Origin of the sequence: Pseudomonas sp. C5pp (assembly GCF_000814065.1) — a bacterium.
Taxonomy (GTDB): domain Bacteria; phylum Pseudomonadota; class Gammaproteobacteria; order Pseudomonadales; family Pseudomonadaceae; genus Aquipseudomonas; species Aquipseudomonas asiatica.
On sequence record NZ_JWLN01000016.1, the window covers coordinates 1 to 20,771 of the forward strand.

The 20,771-nt window shown below is 61.3% G+C and carries 17 protein-coding genes; 11 read left to right on the forward strand and 6 right to left on the reverse strand.

The genetic code is table 11. The features are described 5' to 3' along the window. Positions 1–419: 419 nt before the first annotated feature. From RR51_RS14675 to RR51_RS14715, 9 genes are all read left to right on the forward strand, one after another. Positions 420–2,063: an acetolactate synthase large subunit gene (locus RR51_RS14675; RefSeq protein ID WP_039613940.1), complete on the forward strand. Its 1,644-nt coding sequence runs from the start codon at positions 420–422 to the stop codon at positions 2,061–2,063. 144 nt (positions 2,064–2,207) lie between these two features. Further along, a complete protein-coding gene (locus tag RR51_RS14680; RefSeq protein ID WP_039613941.1) occupies positions 2,208–4,145 on the forward strand; it encodes a flavin monoamine oxidase family protein in 1,938 nt (645 codons plus the stop codon). A 144-nt stretch (positions 4,146–4,289) separates the two neighbouring features. Continuing rightward, a complete protein-coding gene (locus tag RR51_RS14685) occupies positions 4,290–5,186 on the forward strand; it encodes a nitrilase family protein (RefSeq protein ID WP_024087631.1) in 897 nt (298 codons plus the stop codon). A 10-nt stretch (positions 5,187–5,196) separates the two neighbouring features. Continuing rightward, on the forward strand, positions 5,197–6,351 hold the full coding sequence (locus RR51_RS14690) for a hypothetical protein (RefSeq protein ID WP_039613942.1): 1,155 nt from the start codon (positions 5,197–5,199) through the stop codon (positions 6,349–6,351). After that, positions 6,348–7,337 (forward strand): asparaginase, encoded by a 990-nt coding sequence (locus RR51_RS14695; protein WP_039613943.1) that lies wholly within the window; start codon positions 6,348–6,350, stop codon positions 7,335–7,337. Before RR51_RS14690 ends, RR51_RS14695 begins: the two co-directional genes overlap by 4 nt. A gap of 91 nt (positions 7,338–7,428) precedes the next feature. Further along, complete coding sequence (locus RR51_RS14700) at positions 7,429–7,980, forward strand: UPF0149 family protein (RefSeq protein WP_039613944.1); 552 nt, start codon at positions 7,429–7,431, stop codon at positions 7,978–7,980. Between the two features lie 220 nt (positions 7,981–8,200). Further along, positions 8,201–8,830 carry a glutathione S-transferase family protein gene (locus RR51_RS14705; protein WP_039613945.1) on the forward strand — a complete coding sequence of 210 codons (630 nt, stop codon included), beginning with the start codon at positions 8,201–8,203 and terminating at the stop codon, positions 8,828–8,830. A 27-nt stretch (positions 8,831–8,857) separates the two neighbouring features. Beyond that, a complete protein-coding gene (locus RR51_RS14710) occupies positions 8,858–10,894 on the forward strand; it encodes a pyridoxamine 5'-phosphate oxidase family protein (RefSeq protein ID WP_039613946.1) in 2,037 nt (678 codons plus the stop codon). A 174-nt stretch (positions 10,895–11,068) separates the two neighbouring features. Beyond that, positions 11,069–11,965 carry a LysR family transcriptional regulator gene (locus RR51_RS14715; protein WP_039613947.1) on the forward strand — a complete coding sequence of 299 codons (897 nt, stop codon included), beginning with the start codon at positions 11,069–11,071 and terminating at the stop codon, positions 11,963–11,965. A 1-nt stretch (position 11,966) separates the two neighbouring features. On the opposite strand, the gene RR51_RS14720 is transcribed toward RR51_RS14715, so the two are convergent. The 3 genes from RR51_RS14720 to RR51_RS31535 all read right to left on the reverse strand — a co-directional run bounded on the left by RR51_RS14720 (position 11,967) and on the right by RR51_RS31535 (position 13,557). After that, positions 11,967–12,557: a hypothetical protein gene (locus RR51_RS14720; RefSeq protein ID WP_177328658.1), complete on the reverse strand. Its 591-nt coding sequence runs from the start codon at positions 12,555–12,557 to the stop codon at positions 11,967–11,969. 72 nt (positions 12,558–12,629) lie between these two features. Then, a complete protein-coding gene (locus tag RR51_RS14725; RefSeq protein WP_039613948.1) occupies positions 12,630–13,292 on the reverse strand; it encodes a hypothetical protein in 663 nt (220 codons plus the stop codon). A gap of 64 nt (positions 13,293–13,356) precedes the next feature. After that, positions 13,357–13,557, reverse strand: coding sequence for a hypothetical protein (locus tag RR51_RS31535; protein ID WP_003259730.1), 201 nt, complete (start codon positions 13,555–13,557; stop codon positions 13,357–13,359). A 505-nt stretch (positions 13,558–14,062) separates the two neighbouring features. Here RR51_RS31535 and RR51_RS14735 point away from each other — a divergent pair. Beyond that, positions 14,063–14,518: a hypothetical protein gene (locus tag RR51_RS14735; RefSeq protein ID WP_039613950.1), complete on the forward strand. Its 456-nt coding sequence runs from the start codon at positions 14,063–14,065 to the stop codon at positions 14,516–14,518. Between the two features lie 28 nt (positions 14,519–14,546). Next, a complete protein-coding gene (locus RR51_RS14740) occupies positions 14,547–15,008 on the forward strand; it encodes a hypothetical protein (protein ID WP_003259732.1) in 462 nt (153 codons plus the stop codon). A 341-nt stretch (positions 15,009–15,349) separates the two neighbouring features. Here RR51_RS14740 and RR51_RS14745 read toward each other — a convergent pair whose 3' ends face one another. The 3 genes from RR51_RS14745 to RR51_RS14755 form a co-directional block, all read right to left on the reverse strand. After that, entirely contained in the window at positions 15,350–15,886 is a 537-nt protein-coding gene (locus tag RR51_RS14745; protein WP_039613951.1) for a BRO-N domain-containing protein, read from the reverse strand. A gap of 199 nt (positions 15,887–16,085) precedes the next feature. After that, complete coding sequence (locus RR51_RS14750; RefSeq protein ID WP_024087598.1) at positions 16,086–17,336, reverse strand: ribonucleotide-diphosphate reductase subunit beta; 1,251 nt, start codon at positions 17,334–17,336, stop codon at positions 16,086–16,088. Between the two features lie 246 nt (positions 17,337–17,582). Beyond that, the gene (locus RR51_RS14755; RefSeq protein ID WP_013973842.1) at positions 17,583–20,462 is read right to left on the reverse strand and encodes a ribonucleoside-diphosphate reductase subunit alpha; all 2,880 of its coding nucleotides are present in this window, start codon (positions 20,460–20,462) and stop codon (positions 17,583–17,585) included. Positions 20,463–20,771: the final 309 nt, after the last annotated feature.

Here is a 20,771-nt window from a genome sequence, read left to right on the forward strand (position 1 = left end):
TCTCCCCATGTGAGAGTAGGTCATCGTCAAGATTCATTTCGCAAAACCCCTATCTGCGCATGCAGGTAGGGGTTTTGTCTTTGTGGTGCAAAAACTCCCGGGCATACGCAGCCCCTGTGGGAGCGGGCGCGTCGAGGCGTCGAACCGCCGCGAACACCGGCGAAGCCGGTGCCATACACCGCGTCGTCTGTTTCGCGGCGGTTCGACGCCTCGACTTGCCCGCTCCCACAACTCCTACTCTGAGCGCGCAATATCCTGGTTGCGAAAATATTCCCGTCACATTCACGTGACTTTCCCGCGTCCACCCTACGTCAAGACTTTGGTTCGGGGCACTCCTGGCCCCGGGCTGAGCGATGCCAGCGTACCGTGCTGCGCATTTCCGGACTTCCACCGTCCCATCACTTGAGGTAGCAAGCAAGATGGCCAAGGCCGCCGATGTCGTTGTGCAATGCCTGGAAAACGAAGGTGTCGAGTATGTATTCGGTATTCCCGGTGAAGAAAACCTCGACCTGCTCGAATCCCTGCGCAAGTCGAAGATCAAGCTGGTACTGACTCGCCACGAGCAGTCCGCAGGCTTCATGGCTGCCACCTATGGTCGACTGACCGGCAAGACCGGCGTCAGCCTGTCGACCCTCGGCCCTGGCGCTACCAACCTGGTCACCGCCAGTGCCTACGCCTACCTGGGCGGCATGCCGATGATGATGATCACCGGCCAGAAGCCGATTAAGAAGTCCAAGCAGGGCCGCTTCCAGATCATCGACGTGTGCGGCATGATGGACCCCATCACCAAGTACACCCACCAGTTCGCCTCCGCCGACAACATCCCGGCCCGTATGCGCGAAGCCTTCCGCCTGGCCGAAGAAGAGAAGCCGGGTGCCGTGCACCTGGAGCTGCCGGAAGACATCGCCGCCGAGCAGACCGAAAGCCTGCCGATTCCGCCTAGCCTGAGCCGCCGCCCGCTGGCCGAGCACAAGGCCATCGAAGCCGCCGTGGAAAAACTGCAGAAAGCTCGCAACCCGATCCTGGTGATCGGCGCCGGCGCCAACCGCAAGATGACCGCCAAGGTCCTCAAGCAACTGATCGACAAGACCGGTATCCCGTTCATCACCACCCAGATGGGCAAAGGTGTGGTCGACGAGCGCCACCCGCGCTTCCTGGGCAACGCCGCACTGTCGTCGGGTGATTTCGTGCACCGCGCCGTCGAAGCCGCCGACCTGATCGTCAACATCGGCCACGACGTGATCGAGAAGCCGCCGTTCTTCATGGTCCGTGGCGGCACCGAAGTCATTCACATCAACTTCCGCTCCGCCGAAGTCGATGCCGTGTACTTCCCGCAGGTTGAAGTGATCGGCGATATCGCCAATGCCGTATGGCAGATCAGCGAAGCGCTGACCGACACCACACACTGGGACTTCACCCGCCTGATGGCGATCCGTGAAGCCAACGAAGCGCAGATCGCCGAAGGTGCCGACGACAACCGCTTCCCGGTCTACCCGCAGCGCATGGTCGCCGACATCCGTCGCGTGCTGCCGTCCGAAGGCATCGTTGCCCTGGACAACGGCATCTACAAGATCTGGTTCGCTCGTAACTACAAGGCGCACAAGCCGAACACCGTGCTGCTGGACAACGCCCTGGCAACCATGGGCGCCGGCCTGCCATCGGCCATGGCCGCGCACCTGGTGCACCCGGACCGCCCGGTGATCTCGGTTTGCGGCGACGGCGGTTTCATGATGAACAGCCAGGAGCTGGAAACTGCGGTACGCCTGGGCATGCACATCACCGTGGTGATCCTGCGTGACGACGGCTACGGCATGATTCGCTGGAAGCAGGCCAACATGGGCTTCACCGATTTCGGCCTGGACTACGGCAACCCGGACTTCGTCAAGTACGCCGAAGCCTACGGTGCCAACGGCCACCGCGTTGAAAGCGCCGAAGGCCTGCTGCCGCTGCTGGAGCACTGCATCAAGACCCCGGGCGTGCACGTGATCGACTGCCCGGTCGATTACAGCGAGAACGACCGCATCCTCAATAGCGAGCTGCGTGAGCGCGCGCTGGCGGTGTAAGGTGTAACGGCTTTATTGACATCAACCGGGCCACCACAGATATCTCCCGATCCTGTGGTGGCCAGTTGGTGCTAATTAACAACCTCCTCACGCATCTCTTGATTGATCATTCTCATGTTCCCAACTCATTGAGAACACGAGACCATGACCATCGGCTCAACACACAACCATCCTGCTGATCTGGCTATCGAGCCATCCCTGTCCGTAAAGCCATGGGCTGCGCGTTACCCTAACCCTCCTGATCTTTGCTTTGATTATCGCCGTCTACTCGAACAAGAGGGCGGAGTTGCATACGCCACTCAGCCGGATCACCGGATCTGTATTGTCGGTGCTGGTGTTACCGGGCTGACTGCAGCCCGGGAATTGCTTCGTTGCGGCTTTACCCATATCACCTTGATCGAGCAGTCCCGGCGTGTGGGTGGGCGCCACCTCACGCTGGTGAATAACGCAGGAAATCACAAACAGCCTGTAACCCCTTTTGAAATGGGGGCCATGCGCATGCCGTTCTTCAACAGGACTGGTGAGCCCCCAAAAGATGGGCGTTCGCTTATGGCCTATTACGCCAAGCTGTTCGAGCTACGAATTTCCAATTTTCCAAATCCAGGGACACCTTGGGTGAATGCCACTGGAATATATCTTCGTGACGGGCAATTAGAGGGTGAGAGAGACCCTGAGCTGTTGGTCTGGCGCAATCCCGAAGGAACGACACCACCCCCTTCTGCGATGCTTCAGCAGGTCTACGATAAATGGCGCCGTTTTGCGGAGCAGTTCGCCGAGCGTATTGCTGCGGTTTATGGCACTTATGGTTGGGAGTCGATGTGGTCGGCGATCGTCAAGCGCTATCATCGAATATCGTTTAGAGATCTGGTGCGTTTACCCGCTCTTACTGCTTGGGACCCCGCAACCCCTGGTGATTTTGGCGGGCTAGGCATGAGTGGCGACGAGTCGGCCATCTTCTATGCAATCGGTATTGGAGATGGTAGCTGGGGAGCGTTTTATGACGTCTGCTGCCTTTACCCGCTGCGTACAGCAATCTTTGGTTTCAGCAGTCATTTGCAGTTGGTGCATGGGCGTGTTGACCAGGACGGTGTGCCTTACGCTGCGCCCCATCTTGAAGCCAGCAGCGTCCCTGACAGTAAAGGATTGATGTTTCAGGGGCCAGCCTATATCGGGCTTGCGGCGATGGACGAAAGCCTCATGTTTCTGGACGTCGGGATGGGCGGTTCCTCGCTGTATGACCACCTGCTGCAACGAGATGATGGGTTACTGACTGACACTTCGGTCTGTTCCCTACAAAAGCTGGAGGATGGTCGCGTACGGGTCGGATACCGTTGGCATTGCAGTGATCCGGTGCAGGGGAACGTCCAATACGAAGACTTCGACAGCGTGATCTTGACCATTCCTTCCTGGCTGATCGAAACCAACATCCGCCTCGACGGTTTCAGCCGTCAGATATTGCCGCAGACGATCATGGATGCCTGGAAGCATGCTCACTGGGAGACAAGCTGCAAGGTCTATGCCCCGCTGAATAAGAGCTTCCTGGACCGTAACCCAGCTTTTCCGCAAATCCTGGTCACTGACAGTTTCGTTCACGATGTCTATGCCTACCGCTACAACGACCATTACGCTGATGACTGCATCCTGCTCAGTTACACCTGGGAAGACGATGCAACGAAACTGGCCGCGTTCTCAGATGAAGAACTGGGCGACAAGTGCGTGAAGGAACTCGATCGGATCCTCCTTAGCTGCAGCAACGTGGCTGAACCCATATCGCCTTATATCGATACCCGAAACATTCGCATACAGCGTTGGATGACTGATCGAAACGCGCTTGGTTGCGCAAAGTTGTATCGGGCTGGGACCTATTACGATGCAGTGAGCTTGATGAAGTACAACCGTGATCTGAGTGCCAGCTCAGGGTTGTATCTGGCTGGAGAGTCCTTCTCTGTTGACGCCGGCTGGACCGAGCCGTGTTTACGCACGGCGCTTGATGTGGTCATCAACCTGTGCAACAGAACATCGGCATCGTTCAATGGTGGCTTTACCCTGAACCACTACCCACATTATCAAGTTGGGAAATAGCTGCATCCGGGCGTTTTTGTAGGGAGTTTCCTACTGGAACACCTCTCTTGTCCTTCGATCCCATAGGAACTCCCCGACTGTCACTCCCCCGCCCAACCCCGCTTTACTGGCGCCCTTCCAAAACAACCATAAAAGGAAGCCGCCATGTCTGAACACTGCACGCCCGTCAGCCCCGTACGTATCGCTGTCATCCAGTACGACCCTCAGGTCGGGCTGGAGCATTGTGATGGCAACCTGAGCAAGGGCCTGGCATTGGCCCGGTGCGCGGCGCGTGAAGGCGCCAACCTGATCGTGCTACCCGAGTTGGCCAACACCGGCTACACCTTCCACACGCGTGCAGAGGCCTATGCCCACGCCGAAACGCTGGAGGAGGGGCGCAGCCTGAAAGCCTGGGCGGATTTCGCCAAGGAGTACCAGGTATATCTGGCTGCGGGTTTTGCCGAACGCGAGGGACTGAAACTTTTCGACAGTGCCGTTCTGTTCGGTCCGCAAGGCTTGCTCGGGCATTACCGCAAGGCCCATCTGTGGAACCAGGAAAAGCTCTGGTTCACCCCTGGCGACCTGGGCTTCCCTGTGTTCGAGACACCGATCGGCCGTATCGGCCTGCTGATCTGCTGGGATATCTGGTTCCCGGAAGTGCCGCGGCTGATGGCTGCGCAAGGCGCCGACATCATCTGCAGCCTGAACAACTGGGTATGGACGCCACCACCACTGTTCGATGAATCAGGGCGCTGCATGGCGTCCTACCTGACCATGACGGCGGCACACGCCAACAACGTTTACATCGCTGCCGCCAATCGCATAGGTAGCGAGCGGGGTGGTCGCTTCCTGGGCTGTTCACTGATTGCCGGTACCAATGGCTGGCCTATTGGCGAGGTGGCCAGTGCAGAGGAGGAGGGCATTCTCTACGCCGATGTCGACCTCAGCAGCGCCCGCTCGGCGCCGATCTGGAACAGCCTCAACGACCTGCCGCGAGACAGGCGCACCGACCTTTACGATGCGACGCTTGGCTATCGCCTTCATGCACCTATGCCCCGCTGAGGAGTTGCACATGAAAACGCTACTCTTCCCCAACCGGCAGCGTTCGTCGGTGTTGATCCTTGCCTGCCTGCTGGTGCTGCTGGCAGCCAGCCTTGTACAGGGCCAATGGCCGGACTACATGCAACTGGCCGCGACGCTCGATCAGCCGCTAAGCCGCCTGCGCTGGATAGTTGGTGATATCAGCGAAGTGGCCTTCTATAAGCACGAGTTGCCCGCCCTGGGCTTGCTACTGGGAGCTTGCCTGGCGCATTGGGCCCATGTGCATGGGTATCGCTGGCACGGCTTTGCCATCTGCTACGGCAGCGGACTATGGCCGTGGGTGTTCACCAGTTCGCTGCTGGGCTTGTTGCTCAGTCACGCGTTGTGGGGATGGACCTTGGCCAGTGGCACCTGGCAACCAACCTTCGTTGCTTTCGTATCCTTGCCAGCAGCCATGGTGCTGTTGTTTGGTGCGGGTTGGCAGGTGACCATCACCGGCGCACTGCTGGGAGCGCTGTTGGTAACACCAGCCAGCCTGTTGATGGTCAACTACCTGTGCTATCCCCTGCAGTTGCCGGTGGTAGTCGGCAACGTAGGTGGCATGGCGCTGGCAAGCGTGATTGCGTTCATGCTGTGTTGGCGCTTTCCATCATGGGTACGGCCCAGCCACCCGACCGCCGTACCTGAATCCGATGCGGCCCAGCCCGACTACGGTGTGGCCTGGACCTTGCGGCGTGTACTGGCCGATTTCAGCGAAGCGCCATTCTTCGGTAATGAACTGGCCAGCCTCGGGCTACTGTTGGGGGTGTTCCTGGCATACATGCTGGCCCCCGCTGCGCCAGTCTACGGTTCGCTGCTGCTGATACCGCTGGTTGCCGGGCAGGCGCTGGCATCACTGGTGGGAGTCGTGTTCTGGCGTCGCCAATGGCAGGCCCGAGGCTGGTACCCCACTTACATTCCCATCGTCTCTATCGTACCTGCCGCTGTGCTCACCCACGGTGGAGACTGGCAAGTGGTCGTAGCCAGTGCAGTGCTGGGCGCGCTGGTAGCGCCACCGTTGGCAGTGGCCATCAGTCAGCGCTTGCCGGCCTACATGCATGGTTACATCGGCAATGTAGTGTCGATGGCCATCAGCACACTGGCGATCGTTCCGCTGGTCGGGCTGCTTGCTGGAGGTGGCGTATGAAAGCGCATGCAAACCTGCCCAAGTTGTCGATTGCCAGCCTTGGAGGGACGGTGAGCATGCGGGCAAGTGCGAGCGAATGCGGGGTGATGCCCAAACTTGACTGCGATGAACAACTGGCCGAGTTGCCGCAACTGCGTGAGATGGCCCAGCTTGAAGCTGCCACTTTGGGTCTGCTCCCCAGTGCCTCGCTGGGCTTTGCGGCGATGCTCGAGGTGCTGGCCTGGGCCCGGGGCGAGGTGGCTCGCGGAGCACAGGCGGTGATACTGACCCAAGGTACCGACAGCCTCGAGGAAACGGCGTATTTCCTCGATCTGCTCTGGCCGTTCGATGCGCCATTGGTAATGACCGGTGCCATGCGCGCGGCCAGCCAGCCGGGCAACGACGGCCCGGCCAACCTGCTGGCTGCGGCGCAGGTTGCACTGGCGCCGGGCAGCCGTGGGCGCGGCGTTCTGGTACTGATGAATGATCAGGTCCACTGTGCTGCAAGGGTTCGCAAGACGGCAAGCCTCGCGATGGCTGCATTCGAATCGCCCGGGTGCGGAGCGCTGGGCGATGTTGTGGAAGGTGCTGTGGTATATCGTCAGCCATCTGGCCCACGAGAGGTGCTGCCTTTACCGCATCGCACCGAGCACCGGGTTGCAATGCTGGAAGCGTGCCTGGACGCAGATACGGCGTTGTTGAAGGCTACAGCGGCACTGGGCTACGAGGGGCTGGTCATCGCCGGTTTTGGTGCCGGCCACGTTTCCGGTAGCTGGTCCGAAGTGCTTGGCCATCTCGCGCCGACCTTGCCAGTGATTGTTGCTACCCGCACAGGCAGTGGCCCAACAGCCACGGCCTCTTACGGTTTTGCCGGTGCCGAGATCGATCTGCAGAGCAAGGGGGTACATATGGCGGGGCAGTTGTGTCCGCGCAAGTGTCGCATTCTGCTATGGCTGTTGATCGGAACTGGCAGGCAGCAGCTGCTGCATGGCTGGTTGCCACGTTAAGCAATCTGCCCGCAAAGCTGTAAGCGCGGGCAGCCCTTCTGGCGTTGCTGTGCTAGGGTGCACACACTTTTGCTTCCCAGGATGTTCACCCATGCTCCCCGCACTCAGCGAAAAAGAACTCGACCGCCTCGAAGACCTGTTGATCACCTACGGCAATGACTACTCGGTACTCAACCTGGCCGAGCTCAATGGCTTTTTCACTGCACTGGCCAGCTCACCGACCACTGTCACCCCGGAACAGTGGCTGCCCGCGGTGGCTGGTGGCAAGGTGCCGAAATTCAAGAAGCCGGCACATGAAGAGGCGTATACGGCATTGATGCTGCGCTATGCCAGCCAGGTGGCGGAGGAGTTGGGGGACGACGTCGATCACTTCGAGCCGCTGTTCGAGGAAAGTGAAGGCGAGGCAGGCACGGTGGTCGTGATGGAGGAATGGTGCTTCGGCTATATGCGCGGCACCCAGGTCGCTGGCTGGGCCGAGCTGCCGCCGGAGCAGGACCAACTGCTCAAGGCCATTTCGCTGCATGGGCTGGAGGACAACTTCGAGCTGCTGGACCAGATGAGCGAAGAGGACATCCAGGCCTGCGTGCCGCAGGTGATCGAGGCTGCGCGTGGGTTGTTCCGGTATTTCAACAAGCTGCACTGATCTTGCACCTGCCTTGATAATACCGGCCAATATCGGTTTGTAGGAGCGGCCTTGTGTCGCGATAGGACCGCTCCTACACAGGGCATACGCGGATCTGGATACTTCCATTATTCCGCTCAGCGAAATTATGGTTTCCCCGCCACACGGATTCTGCTGCCAGCCGAACCGGTGCAGCATGTGCTCCACCAGCCCACCCCGGTGCTGATCAGGAGCCAAGCCCATGTCGAACCCGATCAAGCTTTACAACTTCCCCAAGTCCGGCCACGCCCATCGCATCGAGCTGATGCTTTCGCTGCTGAACCTGCCCACCGAGCTGGTGTTCGTCGACCTGGCCAAAGGCGCGCACAAGCAGCCGGACTTCCTGGCCCTCAACCCGTTCGGCCAGGTCCCGGTCATAGACGACAACGGCACGGTGATCGCTGACTCCAATGCCATCCTGGTGTACTTGGCCAAGAAGTACGACAACGGCACCTGGCTCCCCGAGGAACCCGCTGCCGCCGCCCGCGTCCAGCGCTGGCTGTCGGTCGCTGCCGGCCCGTTGGCCTTCGGCCCTGCTGCCGCGCGTCTGGTCACGGTGTTCGGTGCCTCGTTCAACACCGACGAAGTGATTACCCGCGCCCATACCCTGCTGAAGGTGATCGACGCCGAGCTGGCCAAAACGCCCTTCCTGGCCGGTAGCACACCCACCATCGCCGATATCGCCAACTACTCCTACATCGCCCACGCACCGGAGGGCAATGTGTCGCTGGAGCCCTATGCCAACGTACGCAGCTGGCTGGCGCGGATCGAGGCGCTGCCGGGCTTCGTGCCCATGCCACGCACCGTGATCGGCCTGCAGACCAGCGCCTGACATCCCGCCATTGCGAGGAACGCCGCCATGCAACAGAACCCGGACCACCACTCCTCGCCCTGGCATGCGGGGGAGAAGACCCTGCAGGAAAAAGCCGGTGTCGCGGAGCGCATGGAGGCGTTCGGGCAGAAGGTCATTCGTGACTACATGCCCGACCAGCATCGTATTTTCTATCACCAGTTGCCGTTCATGGTCGCCGCCAGCGTGGACGCACTGGGGCGGCCCTGGGCAACGCTGCTGGAAGGGCCGGAAGGTTTCGTCAGCTCGCCGGACCCGCGCCAGCTGACGATCGACACTCAACTGCCAGCAGACGATCCCGCCACCCCGGGGCTGGCTGCCGGGCAGGCGGTCGGCCTGCTGGGGATCGAACTGCACACCCGCCGGCGCAACCGCCTCAACGGCCAGATCCACCAGGCCGGCGACGGGCAACTGCAGGTGACTGTGGAGCAGTCGTTCGGCAACTGCCCGCAGTACATCCAGCTGCGTGACTACACCCGTGTCGCGGAACCCGCCCAAGGGCGTGTCGATGCGACGACACTCGATGCCTCGGCTGTCAGCATGATCCAGGCAGCCGACACCTTCTTTGTCGCCAGCTATGTCGAGCATGTCGACGGCCAGCGTTCGGTGGATGTCTCCCACCGTGGCGGGCGGCCCGGGTTCATCAAGGTCGAAGGCAACCGCCTGACCATTCCCGACTATGCTGGCAACCTGCACTTCAACACCTTGGGCAACCTGCTGGTGAACCCGCAAGCAGGGTTGCTATTCATCGATTTCAGCAACGGCAACGTGTTGCAGCTATACGGGCATGCCGAGTTGCTGCTGGACAGCCCCGCCATCCAGGCGTTCGAAGGCGCCGAGCGCTTGTGGACGCTGGAGGTCGAGCAGGTGGTGCGGCGCCCGGCTGCCGTTTCCCTGCGTTGGGCCTTCAAGGAGTACGCCCCGACCAGCCTGATGACCGGCACCTGGGCCGAGGCCGACATACGCCTGCAGCAACGCCAGCGGCAGCGCCAATGGCAGGCCTGGCGTGTGCTGCGGGTGGAGCAGGAAAGCCGTGATATCCGCTCGTTCTACCTTGAGCCTCCTGCTGGCAGTGCGATGGCCTTTGCGCCCGGGCAGCATGTTCCGGTGCAAGTCCAGCTCGACGGTGAGGCGGCGCTGATCCGCACCTACAGCCTGTCCAGCGCGCCTTCCGACGGTTACCTGCGCATCAGCGTCAAAGCCCAGGGTCGGGCCTCGCGGCACCTGCATGAGCACGTCGTGGCAGGCGATGTGCTGAACGTGCGCTCGCCGATGGGCAGCTTCACGCTGGACCAGCAGAGTACGCGGCCGCTGGTGCTGATCGGCGCGGGTGTGGGTATCACGCCGTTACTGGCCATGCTGCGCGAGCAGTTGAGCAAGGGGCAGGCACGGCGCATTTATCTGTTCCATGGTGCGCGCAGCCTGGCCGACCTGCCGTTCCGTGAGGAGCTGGCAAGTTTGCGGCAACAGGCCGGCGGCCTGCTGCACGTGTACCGCGCCCTGAGCCAGCCGGAAGAGCATGCGCTGGCGGGGCGTGATTACGAGTTTGCCGGTCGGCTGGGTATCGAGCAGGTCAAGGCGGCGCTGGCGCTGGACGACTACGATTTCTACCTGTGCGGCCCAGGCAGTTTTACCCAGGACCTGTATGAAGGGCTGCGCGGGCTGCATGTGCCGGATGCGCGGATTCATGCCGAAGCCTTTGGCCCGTCAACGCTCCGGCGGCACACCGACGATGACCAGCCCACCCTGCAACAGCCGCCCGCTGCCAGCGAGCCGGTGCCGGTGTACTTTGCGGCTTCAGCCAAGGAGGCGCGCTGGGCGCCGGGTGGCGGGACGCTGCTGGAGCTGGCCGAGGCTCGCGGATTGTCGCCGGAGTTCAGTTGCCGAGGTGGGTCGTGTGGTACCTGCAAGACCCGGTTGGTCAGTGGCCGGGTGCATTACCCGAACCCGCCGGCCGAGCTGCCGGAGGCGGGGTCGGTGTTGATCTGCTGTGCCGTGCCGGCCCGGTCGGAGGAGGGGGCGCAGGCGTTGGTGCTGGATCTGTAAGGTAGTTTGTCCCGGCCCTTTCGCGGGCTCGCCCGCTCCCACAAGTACTTCACTGCCCTCAGAGATGGTGAATAACCTGTGGGAGCGGGCAAGCCCGCGAAAAGGCCGGCGCAGGCAACACAAAACGCTCAGATGAAAGATAATCCCGGCACCTCATAGAGCTCAGGAACCCGCATGGACCAGATCCACCTGATGAAGGTGTTCGTCGCCGTAGGCGAGCTGGAAAGCTTCGCCGCCGCTGCCCGCCGCCTGGACATCTCCCCAGCTGCGGTCACCCGTGCCGTCAGCGCCCTGGAGGATCAGCTGGGGGTCAAGCTGCTGCTGCGCACCACCCGTAGCGTACGCCTGACCGAAGCCGGTGGCCGCTACCTGGAAGACACCCGGCATATCCTCGCCAGCATCCACGAGGCCAACGAAGCCGCCGCCGGCATCAACGCCACGCCCAAGGGCGACCTGGCCGTCACTGCGCCCATCCTGTTCGGCAAGAAGTTCGTCATGCCGTGCATCGTCCACTACCTGCAGCAGTACCCCGAGGTTGACGTTTCCGCCTACTTCCTCGACCGCATCGTCAACATGGTCGAGGAGGGCATGGATGTGGCCGTTCGTATCGGCCCCTTGCCCGACTCCGGGCTCAAAGCACTGCGGGTGGGCAGGGTCCGGCGCATGCTGTGCGCCTCTCCCGAGTACCTGGCGCGCCATGGCGTGCCAAAGCACCCGTCCGACCTGGCAGAACATGCGGTGATCGGCACCACCAACCTGTCGCCGCGAGCCGGCTGGCGTTTCGGGGTGACCGATGAGCCGACGCTGGTGCGCATGAAGCCTCGCTTGACGGTGACCAGCAATGACGGGGCAATCGCTGCCGCCAGCGGCGGGCTGGGCATTGCCCGCCTGCTGTCGTATCAGGTCGCGGATGAGGTAGCCAGTGGGCAGTTGCAGGTGATCCTTGCCGAATACGAAGAGGCGCCGTGGCCAATCCATATACTGCACCGGGAGAGCAAGTACGGTTCGGCCAAGGTCCGCGCCTTCATTGACATGCTGGCGCAGGAACTGAGGGCTCGGCAGCTGGACTGATTCAACCGAGCAGGGTGAATGTAAAGCAACCTGGGCACTGCTGTTCCAGCCACTCCTTGGCCCGTTCGCTCAGGAAGTACCCACGATAGACATCCCCTTTGAAGAAATCGGCTTGCTCGTCGGCCTTGAGCACCTTGAGATACTGGCCGAGGTCTGCAGGTTCATGCTGTGGGTCCTTGAGCAGGTTGAGCTTGCCCACCACGAATGCCTGCCAGTACTCCGGCATGCGCTTGGCAAGCCCAGGGTCATGCGGCAGGGAGTCGATGATCGAGCTCGGCCCGCCTTCCAGATCGAGGTAATCGGTAATGGGCTTGCTGGTGTCCCAGTGCAGCCAGTCGATGTGAACGATATGGGTCTTCTCCAGATGCTCGTAACGCCCGATCCCCTTCAGGCCGCTTTTTTCCAGTGCTTCCTTGACGGGCTGGGTGAGCACCAGCGAACCCGAACGTATGTAGCCGGCCGGGGTGTACGGGCCGGCCCGCTTGATGCTGTCTACATCGGTATCTTCGTCCCAGGCGATCATGCCCTGGAGCAGTACCGCGCCCCAGTCTCCCCAGGGAGTCGGCGCGTTGTCCAAGTGATAGATATTCATACCAGGCCCCCGAGATCTTGCCGTTCGTGCCGTAGCTATGTTCATGGGCGGGCCTTGAACCTGGCTGGTCATTCAGGCGAACTGAATGAAGAAGAAACCGGCGTCGTCGCCTTGCTTGCCACGGCGTGCCTGCATGTCCACGAACAGATAGCCGTTACCTTCGCCGAACAGCCCCGCATGCTGAGGGCTGGCTTCGGCCACGTCAGCATCTATCAGTTGCATCATGAACATGTAGCGCATTGGTTCGTAGATCGTGTCCTGCATCCAGCAGGGCCTACCGCTGGGTTTGCTCAGGCCGATCCCGCTGTCCTCATCCTGATGTTCCTCGTCATGCTCTTCGTCAGTCATTTCTTCGAAATCGATGAACGCTCGCTCCAGCAGCAAGGGGGGATTGGCGGGTTCCAGCGGCTGGCTGGCGAGTTCGTGCAGGATGACCCGGGTAAATTCGCTACTGAGGACGTTCAGCAGTTCGATTTGTTGATTGACCGTATAGCGACGTTGGAGAGGGCGGCTGAAACTGCCATCCTGATGTTGCTCGACGGCGAGGAAAACCGTGATGGCCATGCCTGGTGGGACGAACATGGCCGGTTGGAAGTGCTCGCTCAGGGTCAGGATGGGCGTCAGCAACATGCCGGTTTCAGGGTTTCTCGGCCACAAGGAGAGGTCCTTGAGCAAAGCCGCGCCACCGATCTGGCCGAAGCCGCGATCTTGTTGGGACAAGAGGATTTTCTTCATGGCTGGTAACACCCTTTGCGCTTGCGGACGACCTGGCGTAGCGACGGCTAGTCAGCGATTTCGGTTACCACTCGAACAGCCCTACGAAGTTTTTCTGGTCCACAGGGCCGCTTGAGCAACTGGCGCCACGTGCCAGGATGGAAGGCTCGAGGCGGTTGCCCACCTGGCGAACAGCCTGGTACTGGCTATCGCAACCTCCGGGCAGCGACGGGGCTGGCCGCACATGGCTGACAATGATGATCTGCACACCATTGAACTGTTCCACGCGAGGCTTGCCTCCATCCCTATCCGGGCTGAATTGGCAGGGCCAGGGCATGTCCAACTCTAGCAGTGATGCATCGGAGCTGCGCAGTGCGCAACGACCTTCGTGGTTCACAAGTGCAAGCTTGTGCCCGGCAAGGATAACTTCAGGCCCCGCACTCGATGACGGGGCGGGCGCCTGCGCGCATGCATTCAGGGCGATTGCAGCCAGCAGCGTCGGCAGGGCTTTGGACACACGCTTCATTTCAGTTCCCCAGAACCGGCCTGCGGGAACAGCGCTGAAAGCAACGGCGATTCATTCACCAGAATTCGATCTCCTATCGGCCCTGGGGAGGGCGTGTGCCTGTGCGGAGTTGTTAATATGCACAGGTGCGAAACTTACATAAAGTGCCAAAGTGATATCGCGCTGGCAGGCACTTCGAAGTCGGGGTTTATGGTTTATTCATTCGCAATTGTCAAGGTAAGCTAGCCGCGCTCTACGGTTTTCAAGGACGACAGTGCTCACTCATATGAATGGATCGAAGTTTCAAAAGGGTCAGGAACTGCAAAGATTTCTTTCCCGCTATTTCGGCGTTTTCATCGCCGAGTTGCTGCTGTCCTGCTTCGCCATTGGCGGCAGTGTTTCACTGGTGTTCTCCACCTGGCTGCGCAGCCCGGACCGGTCGCTGTCGGTGCTGGCACTGGCGCTGGCAGGGGCGCTGAGCGCCGCTTCGCATATCGCCATGGTGCGGGGCTATGCATGGGGCGTGCGCGGGCTGATCGGCCTGAACGGGCTGGCCGTGTTGGCCGCGCTGCCGAGTTACGCTTACCGGCCGCACATGGGCGGCTACGTCTCGGTTTTGCTGTTCGGGCTGCTGGCCTTGCTGGTCATCAATACCCAGCGTTACCGGGAAATGCGCGTGCGCCTGGTCGGCTACCGGGACATTCGCAGGGCCAACCGGCAGGCGGCGAAAGCTGCCAAGTAACGTGTTTTCGCTGTAACGAGGCTTCTGGATGAATTTGCGCCGCATGCGTGTCGGGTTCGCTGGTTTGCTGTTGCCATTGCTTGCTGCGTGCAACGGGCACAAGGTCGAGCGCGTGGTGGTTTATGAGAACAATGTCCATCACTGGCGCATCGAGCACGTGGTGGCGCAGAACTGGCCGGTGGGGCCACGTCAGTACTACGAGGTGTTTCTCAAGGACCGCTTGCTGATCCTGCCTGCCAATGTCTTCAACGACGAGCGCGACATTAGTGAGTTCGTTGCTGCGGGCGGTTTCGACATCAGCAACTGGCGCAACGACACGGTCATCGTGGCGTTCGAGAACGTGCAAAAGCGCGAGGGCGGCAACGAGCATTTTATCCGCTCGCTGATGATCACCCCGGAGTATAAGGAAGGGGAGGTGATACTGACTGACATGGCGACCCATATGCAGATCGTGGTGCAGCGGGTGGAGCCGGTTGGGGAGGGGAAGTAGCAGGGCAGTGGTGTTATAGACAGGCAAATGAACTAGCTGTGGATGTCACCGGCTTTGTGGGAGCGGGCAAGCCCGCGAAGCAGGCGACGCGGTGTATGGCACCGGCTGCGCCGGTGTTCGCGGCTAAAGCCGCTCCCACAGGTACAGCGTGAACCCGAAGCCAACGCAGTACCTGTGGGAGCGGGCAAGCCCGCGAAGCAGGCGGTGCGGTGCATGGCACCGGCTGCGCCGGTGTTCGCGGCCACGGCCGCTCCCACAGGTACAGCGTGAGCTCGAAGCCAGCGCATTATCTGTGGGAGCGGGTTCACCCGCGAAGAGGCCCGCCCCGGCAAACCTGCCGCTTAAACCCCATGCAACCGCAACGCCCGCTGCGCACACTCCCGCCAACTCAACTTCGGCTGCTCTACTGGCGGCAGCTGTTGCACTTCCCCAGCCAGCACCACCGGCATATCCCGCATCCTCACCCAAGGCTCACTCTGCCAATACAACAACGTCGCGCTCTGTCCCCCAGGCCAGCACATCTGCCCCAGTCGCGGGACATCCTCCATCCCGTCCGCCTGCCGATCACGCAACACCGCCACCACCTCATGCGTCAGCCACCAACGCAGATGCCGGTTCTCCGGCACATGGTGATGCGCCAGCAAGGTATAGGCCCCGGACTCGCTAACCATCGTGGTTTCCTGGTACTTGCCATAGCGCAGCAACTGCACGGAGCGGTACTGATCCGGGTCGAGCTTGCGCATGCAGTGTTCGTCATAGAAGTGACCACTCAGCCGGCCGAGTTCGTGGGCGCAAAACCAGGCTTGGGATTCGAGCCAGAGGGTGTGGAGGGGGCGGTTGTGGCGGGTGAAGAGGGTAGGTGTATTGAAACTGTCCATCTTGGCCATCCTGAATTGGAGAGCCGCTGCTAACGGGAACGGAATACCGCTGCGTGAGCGTTCTTAAGCGCCAACAGACGTTATCGCGACGATACAAAAGTCACAATGAGAACCTTGTAGGAAGCTTCCTCTTCGGCTTTTTTCCTGCCAATAAAAAAGGCTGCCAATCGGCAGCCTTCTCTATGCTTCGCTCGGATTATCAATCCCAGCTCAATGCCCCACCAGTCTGATACTCGATCACACGGGTCTCGAAGAAGTTCTTCTCTTTCTTCAAGTCCATGATCTCGCTCATCCACGGGAACGGGTTGGTAGTCCCTGGGTACTCTTCCTTCAGACCAATCTGGGTCAGGCGACGGTTGGCGATGAACTTGAGGTAGTCTTCCATCATCGCTGCGTTCATGCCCAGCACGCCGCGTGGCATGGTGTCACGGGCGTATTCGATCTCCAGCTGGGTCCCTTGCAGGATCATCTGGGTCGCTTCTTCCTTCATCGCCGCGTCCCACAGGTGCGGGTTCTCGATCTTGATCTGGTTGATCACGTCGATACCGAAGTTCAAGTGCATCGACTCGTCACGCAGGATGTACTGGAACTGCTCGGCCACGCCGGTCATCTTGTTGCGGCGGCCCATGGACAGGATCTGGGTGAAGCCGCAGTAGAAGAAGATACCTTCCAGCACGCAGTAGTAAGCGATCAGGTTGCGCAGCAGCTCTTTGTCGGTTTCGACGGTGCCGGTGTTGAATTCCGGATCGGAGATGGCGCGGGTGTACTTCAGGCCCCAGGCGGCTTTCTTCGCTACCGACGGGATCTCGTGGTACATGTTGAAGATCTCGCCTTCATCCATGCCCAGCGACTCGATGCAGTACTGGTAGGCGTGGGTGTGGATCGCTTCTTCGAAGGCCTGGCGCAGGATGTACTGGCGGCACTCCGGGTTGGTGATCAGGCGGTACACGGCCAGGGCCAGGTTGTTGGCTACCAGCGAGTCGGCAGTGGAGAAGAAGCCGAGGTTGCGCATGACGATGCGACGCTCGTCTTCGGTCAGGCCGTCCATGCTCTTCCACAGGGCGATGTCGGCGGTCATGTTGACCTCTTGCGGCATCCAGTGGTTGGCGCAGCCGTCCAGGTACTTCTGCCAGGCCCAGTCGTACTTGAACGGTACCAGCTGGTTGAGGTCGGCGCGGCAGTTGATCATGCGCTTTTCGTCAACACGCACGCGGGCGCCGGAGCCTTCCAGCTCGGCCAGGCCTTCGGCGATGTCGAGGTCGTTCAGGGCAGCCTTGGCGCGCTTGACGGCGTCGGAGTCGTCGGCGGTGGCGGCACGGGCTTCCAGGGCGGCGGCACCACCGGCGCTGTCGAGCTTGTCGAGGGTGGCGGCGGCAGCGGCCTGCGCAGGGGTGTTGCCTTTGGCGGCTACTTCGCCGTCTTCTTTATCGAATTCGTCCCAACTCAGCATGGTGAGATTCTCCTGCTTGAGGGCCATCTATCAAGTATGGCCGGTGGATCTTGGTTGCGGTGCGGTGCACGCAAATCTGAGGTGCCCGAAAAGGGCTGGCCGCGGCTTTGCAGCCACGGCTTGTTGTGTCTGGCTGTGGAGAGGCGGCGGGAGTGCCGGCCTCATCGCGGGTGAACCCGCTCCCACAGGGTCCGCAGTGGTGCGGAAAACGCGTTGAGGCTTCCCGCAGGAAGCCTCGGCCTGGCCTTACTGGCAGGCTTCGCAGTCAGGCTCGTCGATCGCGCAGGCCTTCGGCACTGGCGCAGGGCCGGCTGCCTGGACCGGGGCGCTGTCGCCACCGCTGGAAACGGCGTTGAGCTTGCCGGTGTTGATGGTCGACTTCTCGGTGCTGGTCGCGGCCAGTGCACGGAGGTAGTAGGTGGTCTTCAGACCACGGTACCAGGCCATGCGGTAGGTCACGTCCAGCTTCTTGCCCGAGGCGCCGGCGATGTACAGGTTCAGCGACTGGGCCTGGTCGATCCACTTCTGGCGACGCGAGGCGGCATCGACGATCCACTTGGTCTCGACTTCGAACGCGGTGGCGTACAGGTCCTTCAGCTCTTGCGGGATACGCTCGATCTGCTGCACCGAACCGTCGTAGTACTTCAGGTCGTTGATCATCACCGAGTCCCACAGGCCACGGGCCTTCAGGTCGCGGACCAGGTACGGGTTGATCACGGTGAACTCGCCCGACAGGTTCGATTTCACGTACAGGTTCTGGTAGGTCGGCTCGATGGACTGCGACACGCCGGTGATGTTGGCGATGGTCGCGGTCGGCGCGATGGCCATGATGTTCGAGTTACGAATACCTTTCTTGACGCGCTCGCGTACCGGGGCCCAGTCCAGGGACTCTTCCAGGTTGACGTCGATGTACTTGGCGCCACGGGCCTCGATCAGGATCTGTTGCGAATCCAGCGGCAGGATGCCCTTGGACCACAGCGAACCCTGGAAGGTCTCGTACGCACCGCGCTCGTCGGCCAGGTCGCAGGACGCCTGGATGGCGTAGAAGCTGACCGCTTCCATCGACTTGTCGGCGAACTCGACGGCAGCATCGGAGCCGTACGGAATGTGCTGCAGGTACAGCGCATCCTGGAAGCCCATGATGCCCAGGCCGACCGGGCGGTGCTTGAAGTTCGAGTTACGCGCTTGCGGCACCGAGTAGTAGTTGATGTCGATCACGTTGTCGAGCATGCGCACGGCGGTGTTCACGGTGCGTTGCAGCTTGGCGGTATCCAGCTTGCCGTCGACGATGTGGTTCGGCAGGTTGATCGAGCCCAGGTTGCAGACCGCGATCTCGTCCTTGTTGGTGTTCAGGGTGATCTCGGTGCAAAGGTTCGAGCTGTGGACCACACCCACGTGCTGCTGCGGCGAACGCAGGTTGCACGGGTCCTTGAAGGTCAGCCACGGGTGGCCGGTCTCGAACAGCATCGACAGCATCTTGCGCCACAGGTCTTTGGCCTGGATGGTCTTGAACACCTTGATCTTGTTGTACTCGGTCAGGGCTTCGTAGTACTCGTAGCGCTCTTCGAAGGCCTTGCCGGTCAGGTCGTGCAGGTCTGGCACTTCCGAAGGCGAGAACAGGGTCCACTTGCCGTCATCGAAGACACGCTTCATGAACAGGTCAGGGATCCAGTTGGCGGTGTTCATGTCGTGGGTACGACGACGGTCATCACCGGTGTTCTTGCGCAGCTCGATGAATTCTTCGATGTCCAGGTGCCAGGTTTCCAGGTAGGCACACACGGCGCCCTTGCGCTTGCCACCCTGGTTGACGGCAACGGCGGTGTCGTTGACCACTTTCAGGAACGGAACCACGCCCTGGGATTTGCCGTTGGTGCCCTTGATGTAGGAGCCCAGTGCACGCACAGGGGTCCAGTCGTTGCCCAGGCCACCGGCGAATTTCGACAGCATGGCGTTGTCGTGGATCGCGTGGTAGATGCCCGACAGGTCGTCCGGCACGGTGGTCAGGTAGCAGCTGGACAGCTGTGGGCGCAGGGTGCCGGCGTTGAACAGGGTCGGGGTCGAGGCCATGTAGTCGAAGGACGACAACAGGTTGTAGAACTCGATGGCACGGGCTTCTTTGTCTTTCTCTTCCAGCGCCAGGCCCATGGCCACACGCATGAAGAACACCTGTGGCAGCTCGAAGCGCACGCCATCCTTGTGGATGAAGTAGCGGTCGTACAGGGTCTGCAGGCCCAGGTAGGTGAATTGCTGGTCACGCTCGTGGTCGATGGCCTTGCCCAGGCGCTCCAGGTCGTAGCCTTTCAGGGCCGGGTCCAGCAGCTCGAACTCGACGCCTTTCTCGACATAGGCCGGCAGGGCCTTGGCGTACAGGTCGGCCATTTCGTGGTGGGTGGCGCTCTCGGCCACGTTCAGGAAGCCCAGGCCTTCGGCACGCAGGGTGTCCATCAGCAGGCGGGCGGTCACGAACGAGTAGTTCGGCTCGCGCTCCACCAGGGTACGGGCGGTCATCACCAGGGCAGTGTTGACGTCCTTGATGGCCACGCCGTCGTACAGGTTCTTCAGGGTATCGCGCTGGATCAGGTCGCCATCGACTTCGGCCAGGCCTTCGCAGGCTTCGCTGATGATGGTGTTCAGGCGGGCCATGTCGAGCGGCGCCAGGCTACCGTCGGCCAGGGTGATGCGAATGCTCGGGTGCGGCTCGACCACGGACTCGGTGTTGACGCGGGTGGCACGCTCCTTGGCGCGCTGCTCACGGTAGATCACGTAGTCACGGGCGACCTTCTGCTCGCCGGCGCGCATCAGGGCCAGTTCGACCTGGTCCTGGATTTCTTCGATGTGGATGGTGCCACCCGATGGCATGCGACGCTTGAACGTGGCGGTGACCTGCTCGGTCAGGCGAGCGACGGTGTCGTGGATGCGCGACGAAGCGGCGGCGGTGCCGCCTTCAACTGCGAGGAACGCCTTGGTGATGGCCACGGTGATCTTGTCGTCGGTGTAGGGGACGACAGTGCCGTTACGCTTGATCACACGCAGTTGGCCGGGAGCGGTGGCGGCCAGATCCTGGTTGGAATCGGCGGCCTGCGGCACCTTGGCCTGCGGGTTCTCGCGAGTTGTGTCGGTTTGCATGGGTGGGTGTCTCCACAGTTTCTATATTGTTCAGGCGCCTTTTGGGCGCCCACCGTTCCGTCCACTTGCTCGATGGCCTGGCGGGGATGGGCAATGCATGCGCATCCGCCCGCGCGGGCGTACCAACTTCGGGACAGACTCAGGAATAAGGGGCAATGGCTCGCCGCTCCCTGGCCGAAGTCAAAGGTTCTGGGCCGGGCCCAAAAACTGTTGCTGATGGATGCCAGGCCTGGCCTGCAACACCCATACCCGAACAAGGCCCTGGCGGGCTTGCCTCGGTCGCCTCCGCAGGAGCGGTTTGGCTGCTGG